Origin of the sequence: Cystobacter fuscus DSM 2262 (genome assembly GCF_000335475.2) — a bacterium.
Classification (GTDB): domain Bacteria; phylum Myxococcota; class Myxococcia; order Myxococcales; family Myxococcaceae; genus Cystobacter; species Cystobacter fuscus.
Window position 1 is genome coordinate 30,367 of the sequence record NZ_ANAH02000066.1, and the last position, 19,302, is coordinate 49,668.

The window sequence follows — 19,302 nt, forward strand, 5'->3', positions numbered from 1 at the left end:
GGGGGCGGACGGCGGTACGTCCCTTGCTAGCCTGGTGTTTCCGAGCGGGACGCGCATGGACGCGATTCCCAGGTCGGAGGCACGGGTGATGGCGGAGCTGGTCTTCTGGTGTGCCGCGGTGCTGCTGGTTCACACCTACTTTTTCTACCCGCTGGTGTTGTTCGCGATGGATGGCGTGGCGCAGGTGGCGCACAACCTGCGCTACATGCGCTCGGGAGCCAACCAGCGCCGCGCGCAGCCGGTGGGCGTGCCGCCCCGGGTGAGCCTGGTGGTGGCGGCCTACAACGAGGCGAGCTGCATCCAGCAGAAGCTGGGCAACAGCCTGGCGTTGAACTACCCGGCCGAGCGCTTCGAGGTGCTGATCGGCTCGGATGGCTCGTCGGACGGGACGGACGAGCTGGTGATGGCGTGCACCGACGAGCGGGTGCGGCTGTCGGCCGCGGCCCGGGGCGGCAAGACGTCGGTGTTGAACCGGTGCATTCCCCTGGCCGGGGGCGACATCGTGGTGCTCTCGGACGCGAACACGATGATCGAGCCGGAGGCGATTCAACGCCTGGTGCGGCACTTCGAGGACCCCGAGGTGGGGGCGGTGTGCGGGCAGCTGCGGCTCTACAACCCGACGAAGGCCGAGTACGAGGAGAGCACGTACTGGACGTACGAGTCGCTCATCAAGTTCTACGAGGGCAAGCGCGGGGCGGTGATGGGGGCCAACGGCGGGCTGTATGCCATCCGCCGCTCGCTGTTCCAGCCCCTGCCGGCGTCGACGATCGTGGACGACTTCGTGATTCCGCTGCGCATCCTGGAGCAGGGCTACAAGGTCGTCTACGAGCCCGAGGCGGTGGCGCACGAGGAGACGACGGAGGACTACGACAAGGAGTTCGGCCGCCGGGCGCGCATCGCGGCGGGCAACTTCCAGAGCCTGCGCATGGTGCCTCGGCTGCTCTCTCCGTTGGCCGGCTTCCCGGCGTTCGCCTTCTGGTCGCACAAGCTGCTGCGCTGGTGCGCTCCCGCGCTCATGGCCCTGGCATTCGTGGCGAACCTCCTCCTGGTGAACAGTATTTTCTACCGGTTCACGCTGATGGGGCAGGTGCTGTTCTACGGGCTGGCGCTGCTGGGGAAGACGGGGGCGCTCAAGGGCACGGCGCGCCGGGTGGCCTCGGTGGCCTACTACTTCGTGACGATGAACCTGGCGATCGCGGTGGGCTTCTGGCGCTTCCTGCGCAACTCGCAGCGCGCCGCCTGGGATCGCACGGCGCGCGTCTCGTCCTGAGTGCCTGGCCTCCCGAGGGACTCGCCCTCGAGGGGGTCGGCTTCAGCGCCGGGCCACCGCCTCGGGGCGGGGCTCGGGCAGCACGGAGCCATACGCGGCGAAGAGCTGGCCGGTGAGCACCGGCGTCTTGCCGGCCCCCGGCGCGCGCAGCATGTCATTGAGCACCGCTCCGGTACGGGGGTCCTTCTTGAGGTCGGGCCGGGCGAGGTTCATCCGGTAGCGCACCACGCCCCGCTTCACCCGGTGGATGACGACGACGGTGCCATTGGGCTCGACCTTGTCCACCAGGGCCACGTGGGTGAGCCCGTCGTTGCGCCGGCCATCCCGGTTGCGATCATAGGTCTCCCGGAAGAACACCAGATCTCCCGGCCGCGGCGTACCCCGGGTGTACACCCGGCCCTTGGCGCGCGCGTAGCGGTAGAAGGCGGTGACCCCGTTGTCTCCCTTGGCGGCGGCGCCGCGCAGCGACACCCCGGCCCGCGAGTGCACGGCCTCGACGAAGCCGGTGCAGTCCGCCGGCCAGGTGCGCCCGGACAGTTGGATCTTCGTGCGGCCCAGCATCCCCCGGGCGGCGGCGAGCACCTTCTCGCGCGCATCGGGCGCGGGGGAGCGCCGCGGCTCGGGAGAGGAGGCTGCCCCGCCGGTGCTGGAGTCGCTGGATGCGGGCGCGGAGTCGACCCCATCGTTCGGAAGGGGCGGAAGGGGACGGGGCGCCGCGGGGGGCGTCAGGGGGCTGTAGCGGTAGTTCGAGGCGAAGAGCCTTCCTCCGGGAGGGCTGCCCGTGGCGCACCCCGTGCACACCAGCAGTCCCGCGAGCAGTACACCCAGCTTCATGTCGCCACCTCCCTGCATCAGGCCTCGGGGCGATGCTCGGGTGGCGGCGGGGTGTGGTCAAAAAAACCACCCAGTCGAGCGGACAGGGGCCGGTGTGTTTTTCGGGCCGGGGGCGGGGTGGTAATGCTGGGGGGATGCGTGCGTTTCGAGCCCTGTGCCTGTTGTGGTTGCTGACCGGTTGTGGACTGCCCCGGGCCTACGAGCGGGCGCGCGCCTCGGACACGGTGGAGGCGTACCGCGAGTTCCTCCGACAGTACCCCGAGGGGGACGAGGCGGAAGCGGTGGAGGTGCGCATCGCGGAGCTGGAGTTCGAGGAGGCGAAGAGGCTGCACACGGTGGTGGCCTACAAGCGCTTCATCGAGGCGCACCCGGAGGACTCGCACGTCCGGGCGGCGCGGGCGCTGCTGGAGGGCCTGCGCTTCAACGCGGCGAAGGACGAGGGCACGGCGGCGGCGCTGCGCCAGTTCCTGAGAGACCATCCGGACGGGGCCCAGCGCGAGGAGGCGCAGCGGCTGTTGAAGGCGGCGGAGCTCCAGGAGGCGTCCTCGACGAGGGATCCGGCGCGCATGCGGGAGTACCTGCAGGAGGCGCCGGAGGATCCCCGGCGGCTGGAGGTGGAGTCGCGCCTGGACGACGAGAGCTTCGCCCGGGCGGCGGGGGCGACGGAGCTGTTCGCCTACCTGCGCGACTTCCCGGCGGGGCGCTACCGGGAGCAGGCCAAGGTGAAGTTGCTGGGCCTGGAGGTGGAGGGGCTGTTGTTCTCGGGGCTGTTGGAGGAGGCCCAGGCGCGAGTGGCGGCGCATCCGCTGGGCGCGAAGCTCGAGGACTTCCCGGCGCGCCTGGCGCGGGCCCGGGCCGAGCGCGCGGTCCTACTCCAACCGGACGCCCTGGTCCGCTCGGCCCAGGTGGAGCACTACCTGCGCTCCATCGAGGATCTGCGCCGGTCGCTGGGGGCCCCGGATCCGATGGACCGCTGGCAGGCGGCGCAGGAGCTGGGACAGCACGTGTCGGTGAAGGTGTTGGATCCGCTGTTGGAGGCGCTGCGCTCGGGACGCAACCCGATCATCCGGTGGCAGGCGCTGGACAGCCTGGAGACGGTGCTGCGCGCCCTGCCACGGCCGGTGGCGCAGTACGAGGTGGCGGTGCGGCTGGAGGCGCTGCGCGAGAAGGCGGGCAGCCCGGAGCTGTACCTGCGCACGGCGGTGTTGTTGGACCTGTCGGGGCGGGTGGGCGAGGCGGCGGCGGAGTACCAGCGGGCCTTCCTCCCGGAGGATCCGGATCCGGTGGTGTTGCGGCGGTGGGTGGGTCTGCGAGAGGCGCGGCACCAGGCGTTCTCGGCGGCGGTGGCGGCGCGGCAGCTCTCGCTGTGGGCCCTGCGCGTGGCGCGTGAGGAGACGCTGTCGGCCGAGGGCGGAGTGCCGCTGGCGGCGGCGCGGCAGTTGTGCGCGGCGGTTCGCTCCGCGCGGCTCGCGTCGGAGACGCTGGGCCGGGCGCGCGCGGCGAACACCGAGTTCCCCGAGGATCTGGAGGGCTTCGGGGTGACGGCGACGGAGGCGCTCAAGCTGAGCGAGGCGCGGCTGGCGGACGCGGAGTTGCTGTTGCGCCAGCAGTCACCCGGGGCACGCACCTGCGGAGACGACGCGGTGCGTGAGCGCCTGGAGAGCGCCGTCGCCGAGCGCCGCGCGGCGCTGCGTTCGGTGGGCGCGCGGCTGCCGCGGCTGGCGCCGGTGCTGCTCGAGGCGGCGAGGGCGCGGGATCCCTCCGGGGACATCCGGGCCGAGGCCGAGCGGCTCCTGGCGCGGCCAACCCCCTGAGTCGCCCGGACGTATCGCCGGGATGTGACCGGCCGGGGTGGGTGGCCCTCTGTCGTCCAGCGGGAGCGAGCGGCCGAGAAATAAGCATGAGCGCGCCTGTCGTGATACAGAGGAAAGCTCCACCATGGCGGACAGACCTCGCATCATCGGGATAGATCTGGGCACGACCAACACCCTGGTCGCGTCCGTGAAGAACCGTGTCCCGAAGATCGTCCCCACGGACCGTGGCAACCTGGTGTTGCCCTCCGTGGTGGCGCTGTCGGCCAAGGGCGAGATGCTGGTGGGCGGGGTGGCCAAGGATCAGATGGTCACCAACCCGAAGAACACGCTCTACGGGACCAAGCGCCTCATCGGCCGCAAGTACGAGTCCAAGGTGGTGGAGGAGCTCAAGAGCTACTTCAAGTACGACATCGTCCCGGGGCCGGAGGGAGACGCGGCGGTGTCGCTGGGCGGGAAGGTGTACACGCTGCCCGAGGTCTCCAGCTTCATCCTCAAGCAGCTCAAGACGATGGCCGAGCAGTTCCTCGGAGGCCACATCGACGAGGCGGTCATCTCCGTGCCGGCGTACTACACGGACAGCCAGCGCCAGGCGGTGAAGGAGGCGGGGCGGCTGGCGGGACTCAACGTCAAGCGCATCGTCAACGAGCCCACCGCGGCGGCGCTCGCCTACGGCTTCAACCGGGGGTTGGATCAGAAGATCCTCGTCTATGACCTGGGCGGAGGCACCTTCGACGTGTCGGTGCTGCACCTCACGGGCAACGTCTTCGAGGTGCTGGCCACCGGCGGAGACACCTTCCTGGGCGGTGTCGACTTCGACAACCGGGTGGTGGACTACGTGCTGGAGAAGGCGTGGGAGGAGAGCGGGATCGATCTCTCCACGAGCCCCATCGCCATGCAGCGCATCAAGAACGCGGCCGAGGCGGCGAAGATCGATCTGACGCTCATCCCCAACGTGGTCATCGACCTGCCCTTCCTCGAGGAGCGCAAGGGCAAGCCGGTGGACGTGCGCATCCCGCTCACGCGCGAGACGCTCAACGCGCTCACCATGGATCTGGTGGACCGTACCTTCGAGCTGTGCGACCGGGTGCTCAAGGAAAAGGGCATCGACCGCTCGCAGATCGACGAGGTCATCCTGGTGGGCGGACAGAGCCGGATGCCGCTGGTGCAACAGCGGATCCACGAGCACTTCGGCAAGCCGCCGCGCAAGGGCGTGCACCCGGACGAGTGCGTGGCACTGGGCGCGGCGCTGCTGGCCGAGTCGCTGGGCAGCCTCGACTCGGTGACGCTCCTGGACGCGGTGTCCATGCCCATCGGCTACGCGCTGCCCAACGGGCGCGTGCGCCGGGTCATCGACAAGAACACCATCATTCCGTTGGTGAAGAGCTTCCGGCTGCCGTCGCCGCGGGAGCCGGGAGCGCCCTTCATCGAGATGGACATCTTCCAGGGAGACAGTGATCTGGTGGTGGACAACGAGTACCTGGGCACCCTGAAGGTTCCCGCGGAAGCGGCGGGGCGGAAGATCGACTTCCGGCTCAACGAGGAGTGTCTGTTGCAGGTGGTGGTCGACGATCCGAGCGGTCCGCGGCGCATCGAACTGGCGACGCGGGACACGCCCGAGCTGCTCAAGAAGGAGTTGGCGCGCGTGGCACAGGAGAAGGCCGAGAAGGCCGAGAAGGCCGCGGCGACACCGTCCTCGCCTCAAGAAGGCAGTGGGCTGTTGTCCAGCATCAAGAGCATCTTCCGGAGAGGGTAGCGGTCGGCATGGCCACGTTCCCATCGAAGGAGTGGTGTGAGGAAGCGGTGCGTTTGTTGAACGCGGATCCCGAGCGCTCGCTCGCCGCCCGGGGGTGGCAGGGCGACATCGGGGTCATCGTCGACGCGGAGCCGGGCCGGCTGGCGCGCGCCTTCGTGGTGCACGTGGTGCCGCGCGGCACGCTCATTGAAACCCTGCGCGTGCTCGAGGATCCGGACGATCTGGACGAGCTGGAGCCGGCCTACCTGGCGCGCGCGCCCTACACCGTGTGGAAGCAACTCTTGCAGGGCAGCCTGGATCCGGTGGAGGCGGTGCTGCGGCGGCGCATCTCGGTGAAGGGGGACCTGCAGCAGCTCATCGAGCGCCTGCGGTTCAAGGGAATCGCCGACCGGGTGCTCAGCGGGTTGAAGACCGAGTACCTGGACGAGCCGTAGACGCGCGCTCGCGCGCCGGGAGGAGAGGCCATGGGGATTCGCCAGAAACTGACGAAGCAGGCCCTGGGGGCGTCGCACAAGGCGATGGAGACGCTGCTGGCGGACGAGCAGCGGGCGCGCACGTTCGCCGCGGCGCTCGGCTCGGTGCAGCGGGGCAAGCAGGCGCTGGACCGGGGGCAGGAGGAGTTGATGCACACGTTGCACTTCGCCACCCGGAGCGACTTCAAGGCCGTGGGCAAGGCGCTCTCGGGGCTCAAACGCCGGTTGCGCGAGCTGGACGAGAAGCTGAGCGGACTGGCGGGAGAATAGGCGTTGACAGGTGGGGGTAGGGGGTGGCATCTAGCCCCCCGTCGCTTCGTCGGGGGCGCATAGCTCAGCGGTAGAGCACTGCCTTCACACGGCAGGGGTCCCAGGTTCGAATCCTGGTGCGCCCACACCCACGAAGCCGGACATGCAGTCGGGCGCATAGCTCAGCGGTAGAGCACTGCCTTCACACGGCAGGGGTCCCAGGTTCGAATCCTGGTGCGCCCACACGACAGAGGCCGTGAGTCCCCAGGGGCTCACGGCCTCTTCGCTTTTGGGGGGGAGTTCCATGCGCGGTGTGACGCTGAAGGCGTGGCGAGCGGAGCACTACGTGGGCCTCGCCGAATTGCTGCGGCTGTTGGAGCCACGCGTCGCGGACTTCACCTGGGAGCCGCGCCTCGGCGAAGTGGCACCCGGCCCTGGGGCGGAACGGCTCGAGGCCCTGGGTCCGGAGCAGCGGCTGACGACGTTCGAAGCGCGCCACCTGCTCACGCTGGACATGCAGCTCATCGATGGAGTGCTTCTGGGTTACGCCCACTCCGATCAGACATCCCCGACGGTCGTACTTCGGGCCGTTGACAGCACGTCGTGGGACATCGAGTCGGATGACGAGGAGATACTCGCTCTTGTCCGGCGAGCCTGGCCGGACGCCAGCGACATCCCCGTGTGACGCCCAGGAGGGCGAATTCAAGCTGGCCCGCGCGCTTGGACGCACCTTCATACTGCTCGTCACTTCCGCCCTCGAATGGGGAAGAGACGCAAACATCCATGACATCCTCTGGGTTGTTGGCTGCCAGTGGGAGCACTGACCGTACGCCGCTTTGGGGCCAGGCGCTACGGGATGTGTACTCGCATGGCACTGGAGTGCAGGGCCTCGCGGTACTTCGCGGAAAAATCCCGCGTCAGGATCTGGCGGGGCTGGCGTCTTTCCTCGCTGAAAGGAGCGGTGAGGATGCGAACGCTGACGATGACGCCGAACCCGTTGAAGCTGAAGTCCTCCCATCGCTTCGTCGCGAGCTCCGTCCCGGAGAGCTTGTTCGTATCGCCGGGTGCCTCGTGGTCGCGCCCCTGGTGCTCCCGCCCGAGTCCCTTCTGAGGCTTCGTCTCGAGACTCGAGGCGGTGCACCGGAGGCCGGGTCCCCCACGGGGTCCGGCCTCCCGCATGTCCAGCCCATTTTTGATTGTCTTGTCTGGGTGTAGCTCAGCCTGGTGGAGCGCACGGTTCGGGTCCGTGAGGCCGCGGGTTCAAATCCTGTCACCCAGACTTTTTCCTGTCATGTGAAGCATGCCGCCCTGGCGTAGGTGGTCCGCGCGCCCGTCTGAAGAGCGGGAGGACTCGGTTCGATTCCGAGGGACGGCACTCGTCGTAGTCCCATTGTAGGCCGCGCTCTGGGAGCAGCCTGGACTCCAAACCCGGGCATGCGGGGTTCGACTCCCCGGCGGCCTGTTCGTCCGCGTGGCCCAATTGGCAGAGGCGGCTGGCTCAAACCCAGCTCACGTGCGAGTTCGACTCTCGCCGCGGACATCCCACCGAAGTGAAGGACACCCGAGTCATGGAGACGTTGGTTCTCAATCCCTCCTACGAACCCGTGGCACGGATTTCCTGGCAGCGAGCGGTCATGCTGTTGTGGCAGGGGAAGGTCGAGGTGGTCGAGGAGTATGACCAGCTCATCCGCTCCGTCACCCTGGAGATCCGGATGCCCTCCATCATCCGCTTCTTGCGCGGCTCGCGGCGCAAGGGGCGCGGCATCAAGTTCAGCCGTGACAACGTCTACATGCGTGACCACTGCCGGTGCCAGTACTGCAACCGCAAGGTGTCTCGCCCCGAGGCCACGTATGACCACGTCGTGCCCCGGGCCCAGGGCGGCCGCACCACCTGGGAGAACATCGTGATCGCGTGCGTGCCATGCAATCAGGCCAAGGGAGGCCGCACTCCAGAGCAGGCCGGGATGAAGCTGCTCAGCATCCCCGAGAAGCCCCGGAAGATGGCGGGCACGGTGCGACTGGCCTTCACCTACGAGAAGGGCATGCCCCTGCCGTGGAGGAAATTCCTCCGTGATGTCGCGTACTGGCACACGGAGCTGGAGGAGTGAGCGGCGGGCAAGGGTGCTCCCCAGAGGGGGGTTCCCCGGCCTCTCTCCTGGAAGGGAGTGGGGGCCACCTCGGACGAGGCCAGAGGTCTCTTCCTTCGCCCGTACGCCCCGCGCGCCAGCAGGCGGGCCCTGCTGCTGGCACTTCATGCCGAGCACCTGGTGGGTATCCACCTCGACCTGGCCCTCGCGGGACCCCGGGGGGCCACTTCGCCGCCGTCGATGCGCCGGACTTGTTCCTCGAGGACGTGCGCGCGTTCTTCCGCGAGTTCCGTCCGGCGTGGTGAGCGCGGGGGCTTAGTTGGCGACGATGTTCTTGCCCTGGACCGCGCGCTCCTGCTTCCTCGACTTGAGCAGCGAGGCCACGATGGACACGCCCAGCAGCAGGGCGATGACTCCCAGGGACACCGGCGAGGGAATCTTCACCACGTCCACCAGCGCCATCTTCGCGCCCACGAACACCAGCACTCCGGCCAGGCCCACCTTCAGGTAGGAGAACTTCTCCACCGCCCCCGCCAGCACGAAGAACAGCGAGCGCAGGCCCAGGATGGCGAAGATGTTCGAGGTGAAGACCAGGAAGGGATCCGTCGTCACCGCGAAGATGGCCGGAATCGAGTCCAGCGCGAACAGCACGTCCGTCAGTTCCACCAGGATCAACGTCATGAACAGCGGCGTGGCCAGCTTCCGGCCGTTCTGAACCGTGAAGAAGCGGTCCCCGTCCAGCTCCTTCGACGAGGGGATGATGCGCCGCGCCAGCTTCATGACCGCGCCGCTCTCCGGGTGCTCCTCGTGGTTGCGCTGCACGAAGAGCTTCACCCCCGTGAAGATGAGGAACGCGCCGAAGACGTAGATGAGCCAGTGGAAGCGCTCGAGCATCGCCACGCCCGCGAAGATCATCACCGCGCGCAGCACCAGCGCGCTCAGGATGCCCCAGAACAACACCCGGTGCTGGTACAGCACCGGAATCTTCAGCGCCGAGAAGATGACGACGAAGACGAAGATGTTGTCGATGGAGAGCGACTTCTCGATGAGGTAGCCGGACAGGAAGTTGAGCGCCGGCTCGGAGCCGAACTTCCACCAGATGCCCAGGTTGAACAGCAGCGCCAGGGAGATCCACACCCCGCTCCACGTCAGCGCTTCCTTGAACTTCACCTCGTGCGTCTTGCGGTGGAAGACCCCCAGGTCCAGCGCGAGCATCGCCAGCACGAACAGGATGAATCCGCCCCAGAGGACGGGGCTGCCTACGCTGTGCGCTTCCATGTGGTCGTATCCTTCGGATGGAAAAAGGGGGCGCGCCGGACCGCGGCGCTTCCCTCTGAATTAAGGGTCCTTCAAAGGTTCGGCAAATAGGAAATCAAGGCGGGATCCTTCGAAAAAATCGAAGGATGACGGAGTCCTTCGACTCGGCCTCGGGCGGGTTCCGAGCCGTGCGACGCCCGGCCTCAACGAGTGCACGCATGAGGCCTTGCCTGGGAATCTCCCTTCCCACTCGCGCCTCGCGCCCATCCACTAGTGGGCGTTGTGTCCGGTACGGCGCTTGCTCCTGCGTCTCCGGGCCGAGGAGTCGGCGTGGAGGTGGATGACGATGCGAGCATGGGTGGGGGCGTGGGGGGCCGTTCTCTGTTTCACGGCATTGGGGGTCGCATGCGGTGGCGGGCTGACAGAGCCCGTGCCCGGGGATTCGGCGCGTCAGCCACCCACGGAGCCCGTGGCTCCCTCGGAGCCACGGACGCCACCCGGGGACGCGGGCACGCCCCTTCCCGAGGACGGTGGCACCACCCCTCCGCCCGCTGACGCGGGAAGCCCGCCCCCTGGGGACGCGGGCACGCCCGGGAATGGCGGAAGCACGCCGCCCCCCGACGCGGGCACTCCTGGGGATGGGGGCACGGACGGAGGGGGTGGAACCGGCGACGGTCCTCCGGACGAGCCCGGGGGAGGGACGGTCGACGACTTCCCCGGCGTGGACATCTGGCCCCAGGAGCCGGTGGTCAACTACACGCAGCGCTTCGGGGTGGGCCAGCCCCAGGGCGTGGCGGTGGATGACGCCTTCAACATCTGGTTGCTCCAGGGCAACCGCATCGGCGTGCTCCGGCCCGGAGACACCCAGCCGCAATGGGCGAGCAACATCGGCCAGGCGGGCAGGGGCTTCACCTCCACGGTCATCTGCGGCGGCAGCGCCGGCCGCGCCTACGTGGGCTACTACGCACGGGAGCTCGACGAGCCCAAGCGTCAGTCCCATGAGGACTCCACCTACGGCGAGGGTGATCTGGACGCGGTCCACCTCACGGCCAACGGCATCCGGCTCGAGGAGCACCTGACTCACTCCTACCGGTGGAGCCAGGAAGGCAAGCTGACGTGGAACCCGCCCGGCAACACGGGCATCCACAACTCCAATGACTGGCATTACGACGAGGATCGCGCGGTGCTCGGCTGCGTGAAGGTGGCGCGCGGCCGGGACAAGGGCGACGTGTACGTCAGCACCAATCACGGCGTCACCCGCGTGCGCGGCCTCGTCTACAACAGCCATCGCCATCCGACCTGGTTCGACGAGCATGGCGGCCAGCACATCGGTTACAGCTACGCGGTGGGCATCGCCCAGGATGGAGACGTGCTCATCGGCAATGACTGGACGTTCGGCATCGTCACGCCCACCGCGGACATCGGCTACTGGGATTGGATGGACAAATCCGTCAACAGGATGAAGGTGGAGTCCTCCTTCCTTCCCGAGGTCAACTCGCTCGCCGACTTCGATTACTGGCGGGGCTTCCAGCAGACGCGCGATGGCCGCTACTACCTGGCCAGCGCCAGCTTCGGCCTCTGGGAGATGAGCATCCTCTCCGCCGGAAGCCGGCCCCAGAAGGGCACCGCGGTGGCGGGGCTGCCGACCCAGCGGCTCACGTCGCTCGCGGCCACGGATGACGGCTCGCTCTTCATCGGCACCGATGGCGGAGGCCTGTGGCGGATGGACGCCAACAAGCAGCTCGCTCGGGTGACGGAGGTGACGGGCAACAAGGTGAAGCAGTTGCTCTACGATCCCAACGCCTCTCCGGCGATGCTCTACGTCGTCACCGACCAGGGCCTCACCGTGCTCCGGGGCTACTGAGACAGGGGAGGGGACACGGGTACACCGCGTCCCCTCGGCTTCCGAGAAAGCAAGGCGCCCGGCCATCGCTGGCGCGGGCGTCCTCGACGCGATAGGGAGAAGGCCGAGCCCACACATGAGTCTCCCTCCTTCTCCTGCTCCCTCGCCGCTGCCGCGCCCCGACGAGGTCCACCTGTGGATCGTGGAGCCGGAGCGGGTGACGGAGCCCCGGCTGCTCGCGGCCTACCTGGCCCTGCTCGGCGCCGAGGAGCGGGAGCGGCATCAACGCTTCCGCTTCGAGAAACACCGGCAGCAGTTCCTCGTGTCCCATGCCCTGGTGCGCGTCTGCCTGTCGCGCTACGCGCCGGTGGCGCCCCGGGACTGGCGCTTCTCCACCAACGCCTACGGGCGTCCGGAGATCGCGGGAGAGGGCATGCCCCGGTTGCGTTTCAATCTCTCGCACACCGATGGCATGGCGGTGTGCGCGGTGGCCCATGACATGGAGGTGGGCGCGGACGTGGAGCACTCGGGGCGCATGGGCCAGACGGTGGAGCTGGCCGAGTCCTTCTTCGCGCCCTCGGAAGTCGCGGATCTGCATTCCCTGCCCGAGGCGCTCCAGCGCGAGCGCTTCTTCGACTACTGGACGCTCAAGGAGTCCTACATCAAGGCCCGGGGCGCCGGGTTGAGCCTGCCCCTGGATCAGTTCTCCTTCCACCTGGCGCCGGGGCAACCGCCGCGCATCTCCTTCGATGCGCGCATGGTGGACGAGCCCGAGTCGTGGCAGTTCGTGCAGCTGCGGCTGTCGGCGGAGCACCCGGCGGCGGTGGCGGTGCGCCGCCCCCGGGGGCTCCCGCTCTCCGTGCGCTGCCAGCGGTGTGTCCCCCTGGCCAGCGAGGAGTCCCCCTGGAGGGTGGATTCGGGGGACCGCTGAGCTACGGGCCCACGTCGGGCGCCCAGCGCACGAGCTCCTCGCGCAGGGCGTTCAGCAAGGGCTCGCGCGCGGTGCGCAGGAAGAAGTGCTTGCCGGGGAAGCTTCGCGTCCGGAACTCCCCCGTCGTCAGCTCGCTCCAGGGCTCGAGCATCGACAGCGTCACGTAGGGATCCTCCAGTCCGCCGTAGACGGAGATCGGACAGCGCACGGGGAGGGCGGGCATGACGGCGTCGGCGATGGCGAAGTCCGCGCGCAGGGTGGGCAACACCATGTCCAGCAGTTCCTTGTGGGCGAAGATCTCCGCGGGCGTGCCCTCATACTTGCGCAGCAGCTCGATGAACTCCGCGTCGCTCAGCGCGCCCCGGGACTCGCGGGACCGGTGGGGCGCTCCCGCGGCGGCCATCACCATGCCGAGCGGCAGCGGCGCGCCCCGGGCCTGCCAGCGCTGCGCGAGCCCCAGGGCGATGCGCGTGCCCATGCTGTAGCCGAAGAAGACGAAGGGCTTGTCCAGGAGCGGCGCGAGGGCCTCTTCCAGGGCATCGAGCAGCGGCGGGAGCTGCTGGAAGGGCTTCTCCAGGATGCGGCGCTCGCGGCCCGGAAGCTGCACGGAGACCCACTCGATGCCCGCGGGCAGGGCCGTGGTCCATCCGTTGTAGATGGAGGCGCCTCCGCCAGCGTAGGGAAGACCGAAGACGCGCAGGCGCGCGTGGGGGTTGGGCTGCCGGAGGGGAAACCAGGGATGTGGAACGGGAGGCACGGGGCACTGTCGCCCTTCATCCCGGGAGCGTCAAGACGCTCCGAGCCCCTATACTCGCGTCCACCATGCTGAAGACGGACACTCTCAAGGACCAGCTCCGGCTCACCCTTCGGCGCGATTTGTGGCTCGTCCTCGGGCCCTCGATCCTGCTGGCGATCGCCGCGTTCGCCGTGGCCTTCTACTTCATCAAGCCCGCGCCCCCGAAGACGCTCGTCGTCGCGGCTGCCCAGGATGAGGGGGGCTTCAATTACTTCGCGCGCCGCTATCGGGACATCCTCGCGCGCCATGGCGTCACCCTGGAGATCCGCCCGACCCAGGGCTCGCTCACCAGTCTGGGCATGCTCACCGGCGACACGGCGGAGGCCGACGTGGCCTTCGTCCAGAGCGGCTCGGCCTCGGGGCGGCCCCAGGCGCCCAACATCGTCTCGCTCGGAGGTCTGACCTATATCCCCCTGTGGGTCTTCTACCGGGGTGAGCCCATCGAGGACGTGCGCGAGCTGCGCGGCAAGCGCGTCGCCGTGGGCTCGCCCGAGAGTGGCACCCGCGCGCTGGCCCTCACGCTGCTCAAGGCCAATGCCGCGGAGCAGTCGCCCACGGAACTGCTCACGCTCGAGCGCGACGAGGCCCTCGCGCGCCTCAAGCAGGGCGAGCTCGACGCGGTGTTCCTCGTCGCCTCCGCCGAGGCACCCTTCGTGCGCAAGCTCATCGCGGAGCCCGGCATCCGCCTGCTCAGCTTCGCTCGAGGAGAGGCCTATGTCCGCCGCTTCCCCTATCTGTCCCGGCACGTGCTGCCCCGGGGGGTGTTGAACTTCGAGGCGGATCTCCCCGCGCGGGATGTGGTGCTGCTCGCGCCCACGGCGAGCCTCGTGGCGCGCGACTCGCTCCATCCGGCGCTCGCCTACCTCCTGCTGAGCGCCGCGAGCGAGGTGCATGGCGGCGCGGGTATCCTGGATCGCTCGGGGGAGTTCCCCGCGGCGCTCGAGGGGGATTACCCGCTGAGCGGGGAGGCGCGCCGCTACTACAAGTCGGGTCCCCCGTTGCTCCAGCGCTACCTGCCCTTCTGGGCGGCGAACCTCGTGGACCGGCTCTGGCTGATGCTGGTGCCCATCATCGCCGTGGTGGTTCCGCTGGGCCGTGCCGTGCCCGCGCTGGTCCAGTGGCGCATCCGCTCGCGCATCGTCCGCTGGTACGCGCGCCTGAAGGAAATCGAGCTGCAACTGGAGGAGAACCCGGGACGCAAGATGTTGGAGGACATGCTCTCGCGGCTCGACGAGGCCGAGCGCGCGGTGAACCGCATTCCCATGCCCCTGGCGTACGCGGAGAACCTCTACTTCTTCCGCGAGCACATCGACGTCGTCCGCCGGCGCGTCACCCGGCGGCTGTCGGGCGCCCCCGATGAGAGCGAGGCCCTGACCCAGCGGGTGGTGGTCAGTTGAAGCCCACGGCGCGCGCTTCGCGGGGGAAGCCGCGCCCGTGCCCCAGGCGGGAGGCCTCGTCGCCCGCCGTGCCGTCCTGACGGGACCACAGCTCCACGAGCAGGCCATCGCGCAGGCCGCGCTTCACGGCGGTGATGCCGTCCACGCCCAGGTGGTGCACCAGCCGCTCGAGCAGCACGGCGCCGGCGACGATGATGTCGGCCCGTCGCGCGTCGAAGTGCTCGCGCCGCTGCTCCGGTTTCATCCGCGCCAGCAGGTGCGCGGCGCTCGAGAGATCCTCCCGGCTCGCGACGCAGGAGCCATCGCGCGCCGCGAAGTCCACGAGGGCCCGGATGGTGCCGGAGGAGCCGATCGCCGTGAAGGGCGGAGAGGCGAGGGCGGCGGGGATCGTCTCGAGCAGGCGCGCCTCGGCGAAGTCGCGCAGCGAGCTCAGCCGGGAGGGAGAGACCTCGCCGGAGGTGTCGAACAGTTGTGTCAGCCGCACCGCGCCCAGCGGCAGGCTCCACATGGCATCGGGCCGCTCTCCGGTGGCGAGCACCACCTCGGTGGATCCTCCGCCCAGATCCACCAGCAGCGAGCGCGTGCGCGGGGGCGTGCGGTGCAGGACGCCCAGGCAGATGAGCCGCGCTTCCTCCTCGCCGCTCACCACCTCCAGTTCCAGCCCAGCCTCCTCGCGCACCCGCTGGAGGATTTCCTGTTGGTTGCGCGCCTCGCGCAGGGCGCTGGTGGCCACCGCCCGGACCCGGGCCTCGTGTTGCCGGCACACGACCGCGTAGCGGCGCAACGTGCTCACCAGTCGCTCCGCGGCCCCCGGTGACATCGTTCCCTGGGAGAAGACGCCCTCTCCCGGGCGGATGGCGTCCCGCTCCTTGAGCACGGTCTCCAGCACGCCCGTGGCGCCGGGCCGGGCCAACTCCAGGCGGGCGGCGTTGGTGCCCACGTCGATGGCGGCGAAGACGGGTCGCGAGATCGGATCGGCCATGGGTGACGAACCTTTCGGTGTGGAGGGACCACTCCTACTCGTACTCGACCGACAAGCTAGGCGGGCTTTGTGCCAACCCCGTGACGCCCCGGCGCTATTTGCTCGAAGTTTTCACGGGCGGGCGCCCCATCCTGGTAGCCGGGCAGGCCCACCGGGCCGGGGCATGGCCGCCCGCCTGGTCACTCGCCACCGATGAGTTGCAGCAGATCCGTGCGCACGTAGGCGTCGAACCAGCCCCAGGGCGAGTCGGACAGGGCGGCGAGCCGCTCGACTTCTTCCCGGGGCGTGCGCAGCAGCTTGAGGCAGACGCGGGTCATCTCGAGGTAGTCCTCGATGAGCTGTTTCTCCGCGCGCCGCACGAGCACGCAGTTGCGCGCGTTGGGCGAGAGGGACTCGCCGCGCAGCAGTTCTTCGTCCTGCGCGAGCGAGGTGGGAAAGATGGAGAGCCGGGCCTGGCAGGTGGCGGCGAGCAGCTCGAGGACATTCTCCTCGTTTTCCACACTCAGGGGTCCGAGGGCGCGCTCGCCGGACATCACCCGGCTGGAGATGTCCTCGATGTCATTCGGGACGGCGGCGGCGATCCGCAGGAAGGAGAACGCCATGCGGGTGGTCGTATGGACGTACGGGCGCGAGATCTTGAAGGGGCGCGCGGCGGTGGGGGAGGGGAGCATGAGCAGCATCTGCTTGGTGGCCGCGAGCGGATCCCCATCGAGGATGCGCAGGCCGAGGAAGGCCTCGTCGTGCTCGTTGTCGTCCGTCACGAAGCCGAAGTGCAGCAGCATCAGATCGTTGCTCTTGGCCCCATAGCTGTCGTGGACCTCGTCGCCGGCGGCCACGGCGTTGTTCGCCTTCATCACGAAGGACTCCCCATCCTCCGTGGTCTCCCAGAGCACATCGGGCGGGCGGCGGTGGTTGAGCATGTCCGCCATCGGCACGAGCGTCTGTCCGAGGAAGCCTCCCTTCTTCAGGCTGAACAGGCGCGAGGACACCGAGAGCCGGGCCCAGACGAACTCCCCGGGGGTGAAGCGCTCGTAGCCGGGGACGTTCTGGCACAGGCTCAGGTAGTCCTCCCGGAGCGACTGGGCCTGGTGCGTCAGCAGGGTCAGCGCGAAGCAGCCCTTGAGGAGGGCGTGCTCCTCGCTCCCATAGAAGAGGGGCATCTGGGAGTAGGACTCGGGAAGGCTGTCGATGTAGGGCTTCCAGAAGGAGCCCTCGCGGTGCTTTTCCTGGAGGAGGAAGGAGGCCAGGTACAGGTCCTCGTTGTCCGGATCGAGCCCCTCGGCGATGGCGCGCCCGATGTCCGACTCCCGCGCGAGCTCCAGGGTGAGCATGTGGGTGCGAGGCACCTGGAGCACCGTCTCCCCGGCGGAGATGGGCGCCTGGGCGAGCACGGCGCGCTCCCCGTCCTCACGCCGGACGAGTTGGAGCTTGGGAAAGCGGGCTCCTCCTTCTTCCAGCCAGCGCAGCAGGTTCGACAGCTTCTGATTCGAGGAGGACGCGGCGGTGTCGGCGCTCATGGTGCCCGGCACGCTACTCCAAGTCCGCCTCGTCGATCAGGCGCTTGTCGCGGGGGCGGGCTTGCGCGAGGCCACGTACTGGCCGCGCACCTCCGCGAGGGTGTTCGCGTCCAGCATGACGGCCGCCTTCTCCTGCGTGGAGAGCCGCTCGGGTTCTCCCTCCATCAGCTTGCGGCGGGCCGAGGCGAGCGTGAGCGACGTCCCCTCCGCACCGGGCGCGGACTCCAGCAGGGCCAGGTGCAGCGCGTGCGCGCGGTCGTCCTGGAGCACCCGCTCCAGTGCGTCCTCCACCGGCTCCACTTCGTCGCGCGCGAGCTCCGTGGCCCGCACCAGCACGGGGGGAGGCGCCGACTCCTCGGGGATGAGGAACAGGCCGAGCCGCGCCGTCCACTCGCCCCAGGAGGCCCGCGACGTCCACACCGTCAGGGGGATGGACAGCAGCAGTCCCGCCACCACCGGGGCCAGCCACGCCAGCAGGCCCGGATTCACCCCGAACGCCACCGCCGCCACGCCCACGCCCACGCCCATGTGCACCGCGTGGCGCCGCGCCGCTTCCGCCCACGGCAGGGCCTCGTCGCCGCGCTGCTGGCTCGACCAGGACACCCGGTAGCCGAGGATCGTCCCGAAGACGAAGTGCGACTGGAAGAGCATCATCACCGGAGCGAGCAGCGTGGACACGACGCTCTCCACCAGCACGCCGAGCACCAGCCGGAGCCGGCCGCCCATGCGCGCGGCTTCTTCCCGATCCGCCAGGGCCAGCAGCAGGCCGAAGACCTTGGGCAGCAGCAGCATGGCGAGCGACACGGACATCAGCCGCAGCGCGCCCGGCACGTCGAAGGAGGGCGCCTCGGCGAGCAGCGTCTGGGTGTCGAGCGGGGACTCGGCCGCCACGAAGCGATCCCACAGCGCCGCCCCCAGCCCCGCCGCGAGGAAGAGCAGCCACAGGGGCGAGGCCACATAGGACATGACGCCCATGAGGAAGTGCCCCCGGCTCGACGGGTGCAGGCCTCCGGCGAGCACCAGCCCCAGGTGTTGCAGGTTGCCCTGGCACCAGCGCCGGTCGCGCTGCGCGTACGCGAGCAGGTGGGGCGGGGACTGCTCGTAGCTGCCCCCCAGCTCCGGCACCAGCCATACCGTGTAGCCCGCGCGCCGCATCAGCGCCGCCTCCACGAAGTCATGGCTGAGGATGTGGCCCCCGAAGGGCTGCTGGCCCGGCAGCACCGGCAGCCCGCAGTGCTCGGTGAAGGCCGACACGCGCAGGATGGCGTTGTGGCCCCAGTAGTTGGACTCGCCGAGCTGCCAGGCCGCCGCGCCCGCGGCCACCACGGGCCCGTACACGCGGCCGGCGAACTGCTGCAGGCGGGCGAAGAGCGTGGTGCGCCCCACGCACAGCGGCGGGGCCTGGAGGATGCCCACGCGCGGGTTGAGCTCCATGAGCCGTGCCATGCGCACCAGCGTGTCACCCGCCATGAGGCTGTCGGCGTCCAGCACCACCATGAAGTCGTAGCGGCGGCCCCAGCGCTCGCAGAAGTCCGCGAGGTTGCCCGCCTTCTTGCCCGTGTTGTCCGAGCGCCTCCGGTAGAAGATGCGGCCCTGGCCTCCCACGCGCCGGCACAGGTCCGACCACGCCAGCTCCTCGGCCACCCACGCCTCCAGGCGCGTGGAGTCGCTCAGCACGTAGAAGTCGAAGGACTCCAGCCGCCCCGTGGCCGCCACCGACTCGTAGGTGGCCTGGAGGTTGGCGAAGACCGACGTCGGATCCTCGTTGTGGATGGGCATCACCACCGCGATGCGGCTCGTCAGCGGCGCCGCTTCCTCCCGCGTGTCCGGCCAGCGCAGACCCGGCGGCCGCTTGCCGCTCAGCGTCTGGACGAAGCCCGCCACCGCCGCCCAGAAGGAAAGCGAGATCCAGGCGAAGCACAGGACGAACAGGCCCGTCATCACCCCCTCGGGGAGGGTGAAGCCCCGGACGCTCAACAACCGGACCAGCTCCCCCGTGGCCACGAGCGTGGACAGCGCGGCCGGGCCGAGGACCAGGGCCCGCCGCAGCCCGGCCGACCCGGGCGAGAAGGAATGCGCGTGCATGAGGCCTCCAGGTG

17 protein-coding genes and 5 tRNA genes are annotated in these 19,302 nt (G+C 69.3%); 15 read left to right on the plus strand and 7 right to left on the minus strand.

What is annotated here, in order from left to right:
* The first annotated feature begins 88 nt into the window (after positions 1 to 88).
* Positions 89 to 1,270 carry a glycosyltransferase family 2 protein gene (locus D187_RS40660; RefSeq protein WP_020918619.1) on the plus strand — a complete coding sequence of 394 codons (1,182 nt, stop codon included), beginning with the start codon at positions 89 to 91 and terminating at the stop codon, positions 1,268 to 1,270.
* 42 nt (positions 1,271 to 1,312) lie between these two features.
* On the opposite strand, the gene D187_RS40665 is transcribed toward D187_RS40660, so the two are convergent.
* Positions 1,313 to 2,104, minus strand: coding sequence for a CHAP domain-containing protein (locus tag D187_RS40665; protein WP_002627605.1), 792 nt, complete (start codon positions 2,102 to 2,104; stop codon positions 1,313 to 1,315).
* Between the two features lie 134 nt (positions 2,105 to 2,238).
* Between D187_RS40665 and D187_RS40670 the strand changes: the two genes are divergently transcribed.
* The 7 genes from D187_RS40670 to D187_RS51740 all read left to right on the plus strand — a co-directional run bounded on the left by D187_RS40670 (position 2,239) and on the right by D187_RS51740 (position 7,078).
* Positions 2,239 to 3,918, plus strand: coding sequence for a hypothetical protein (locus D187_RS40670; protein ID WP_002627606.1), 1,680 nt, complete (start codon positions 2,239 to 2,241; stop codon positions 3,916 to 3,918).
* A gap of 124 nt (positions 3,919 to 4,042) precedes the next feature.
* Complete coding sequence (locus D187_RS40675) at positions 4,043 to 5,671, plus strand: Hsp70 family protein (RefSeq protein ID WP_002627607.1); 1,629 nt, start codon at positions 4,043 to 4,045, stop codon at positions 5,669 to 5,671.
* A gap of 8 nt (positions 5,672 to 5,679) precedes the next feature.
* Positions 5,680 to 6,105 (plus strand): SCP2 sterol-binding domain-containing protein, encoded by a 426-nt coding sequence (locus D187_RS40680; protein ID WP_002627608.1) that lies wholly within the window; start codon positions 5,680 to 5,682, stop codon positions 6,103 to 6,105.
* 30 nt (positions 6,106 to 6,135) lie between these two features.
* Positions 6,136 to 6,414: a hypothetical protein gene (locus tag D187_RS40685; RefSeq protein WP_002627609.1), complete on the plus strand. Its 279-nt coding sequence runs from the start codon at positions 6,136 to 6,138 to the stop codon at positions 6,412 to 6,414.
* Positions 6,415 to 6,467: 53 nt separating this feature from the next.
* Positions 6,468 to 6,539 (plus strand) — tRNA-Val (locus D187_RS40690).
* A 25-nt stretch (positions 6,540 to 6,564) separates the two neighbouring features.
* Positions 6,565 to 6,636, plus strand: a tRNA-Val gene (locus D187_RS40695).
* 61 nt (positions 6,637 to 6,697) lie between these two features.
* Positions 6,698 to 7,078, plus strand: a complete 381-nt coding sequence (locus D187_RS51740; RefSeq protein ID WP_002627610.1) for a hypothetical protein — start codon at positions 6,698 to 6,700, stop codon at positions 7,076 to 7,078.
* Between the two features lie 164 nt (positions 7,079 to 7,242).
* Here the strand turns inward: D187_RS51740 and D187_RS40705 are convergent, their stop codons facing one another.
* Positions 7,243 to 7,572 (minus strand): hypothetical protein, encoded by a 330-nt coding sequence (locus tag D187_RS40705; protein ID WP_002627611.1) that lies wholly within the window; start codon positions 7,570 to 7,572, stop codon positions 7,243 to 7,245.
* Between the two features lie 26 nt (positions 7,573 to 7,598).
* Here D187_RS40705 and D187_RS40710 point away from each other — a divergent pair.
* The 4 genes from D187_RS40710 (at position 7,599) to D187_RS40725 (ending at position 8,501) form a co-directional block, all read left to right on the plus strand.
* Positions 7,599 to 7,672, plus strand: a tRNA-Pro gene (locus D187_RS40710).
* Between the two features lie 23 nt (positions 7,673 to 7,695).
* A tRNA-Phe gene (locus tag D187_RS40715) sits at positions 7,696 to 7,768 on the plus strand.
* Between the two features lie 90 nt (positions 7,769 to 7,858).
* Positions 7,859 to 7,933 (plus strand) — tRNA-Leu (locus tag D187_RS40720).
* Positions 7,934 to 7,961: 28 nt separating this feature from the next.
* Positions 7,962 to 8,501 (plus strand): HNH endonuclease, encoded by a 540-nt coding sequence (locus tag D187_RS40725; RefSeq protein WP_002627612.1) that lies wholly within the window; start codon positions 7,962 to 7,964, stop codon positions 8,499 to 8,501.
* A 294-nt stretch (positions 8,502 to 8,795) separates the two neighbouring features.
* Here D187_RS40725 and D187_RS40730 read toward each other — a convergent pair whose 3' ends face one another.
* A complete protein-coding gene (locus D187_RS40730) occupies positions 8,796 to 9,758 on the minus strand; it encodes a TerC family protein (RefSeq protein WP_002627613.1) in 963 nt (320 codons plus the stop codon).
* 448 nt (positions 9,759 to 10,206) lie between these two features.
* Between D187_RS40730 and D187_RS40735 the strand changes: the two genes are divergently transcribed.
* Positions 10,207 to 11,601: a hypothetical protein gene (locus D187_RS40735; RefSeq protein WP_020918620.1), complete on the plus strand. Its 1,395-nt coding sequence runs from the start codon at positions 10,207 to 10,209 to the stop codon at positions 11,599 to 11,601.
* Positions 11,602 to 11,716: 115 nt separating this feature from the next.
* Positions 11,717 to 12,511: a 4'-phosphopantetheinyl transferase family protein gene (locus D187_RS40740; RefSeq protein WP_002627616.1), complete on the plus strand. Its 795-nt coding sequence runs from the start codon at positions 11,717 to 11,719 to the stop codon at positions 12,509 to 12,511.
* A 1-nt stretch (position 12,512) separates the two neighbouring features.
* Here D187_RS40740 and D187_RS40745 read toward each other — a convergent pair whose 3' ends face one another.
* The gene (locus D187_RS40745; RefSeq protein WP_002627617.1) at positions 12,513 to 13,268 is read right to left on the minus strand and encodes a thioesterase II family protein; all 756 of its coding nucleotides are present in this window, start codon (positions 13,266 to 13,268) and stop codon (positions 12,513 to 12,515) included.
* A 68-nt stretch (positions 13,269 to 13,336) separates the two neighbouring features.
* Here D187_RS40745 and D187_RS40750 point away from each other — a divergent pair, with 68 nt between their 5' ends.
* Positions 13,337 to 14,704, plus strand: coding sequence for a TAXI family TRAP transporter solute-binding subunit (locus D187_RS40750; RefSeq protein ID WP_043434395.1), 1,368 nt, complete (start codon positions 13,337 to 13,339; stop codon positions 14,702 to 14,704).
* Here the strand turns inward: D187_RS40750 and D187_RS40755 are convergent.
* The 3 genes from D187_RS40755 to mdoH form a co-directional block, all read right to left on the minus strand.
* Positions 14,697 to 15,686: a Ppx/GppA phosphatase family protein gene (locus D187_RS40755; protein WP_002627619.1), complete on the minus strand. Its 990-nt coding sequence runs from the start codon at positions 15,684 to 15,686 to the stop codon at positions 14,697 to 14,699. The genes D187_RS40750 and D187_RS40755 overlap by 8 nt on opposite strands.
* Positions 15,687 to 15,865: 179 nt before the next feature.
* Positions 15,866 to 17,203, minus strand: coding sequence for an SET domain-containing histone-lysine N-methyltransferase (locus D187_RS40760; RefSeq protein ID WP_043434171.1), 1,338 nt, complete (start codon positions 17,201 to 17,203; stop codon positions 15,866 to 15,868).
* 36 nt (positions 17,204 to 17,239) lie between these two features.
* On the minus strand, positions 17,240 to 19,288 hold the full coding sequence (gene mdoH, locus D187_RS40765) for a glucans biosynthesis glucosyltransferase MdoH (RefSeq protein ID WP_002627621.1): 2,049 nt from the start codon (positions 19,286 to 19,288) through the stop codon (positions 17,240 to 17,242).
* Positions 19,289 to 19,302 lie beyond the last annotated feature (14 nt).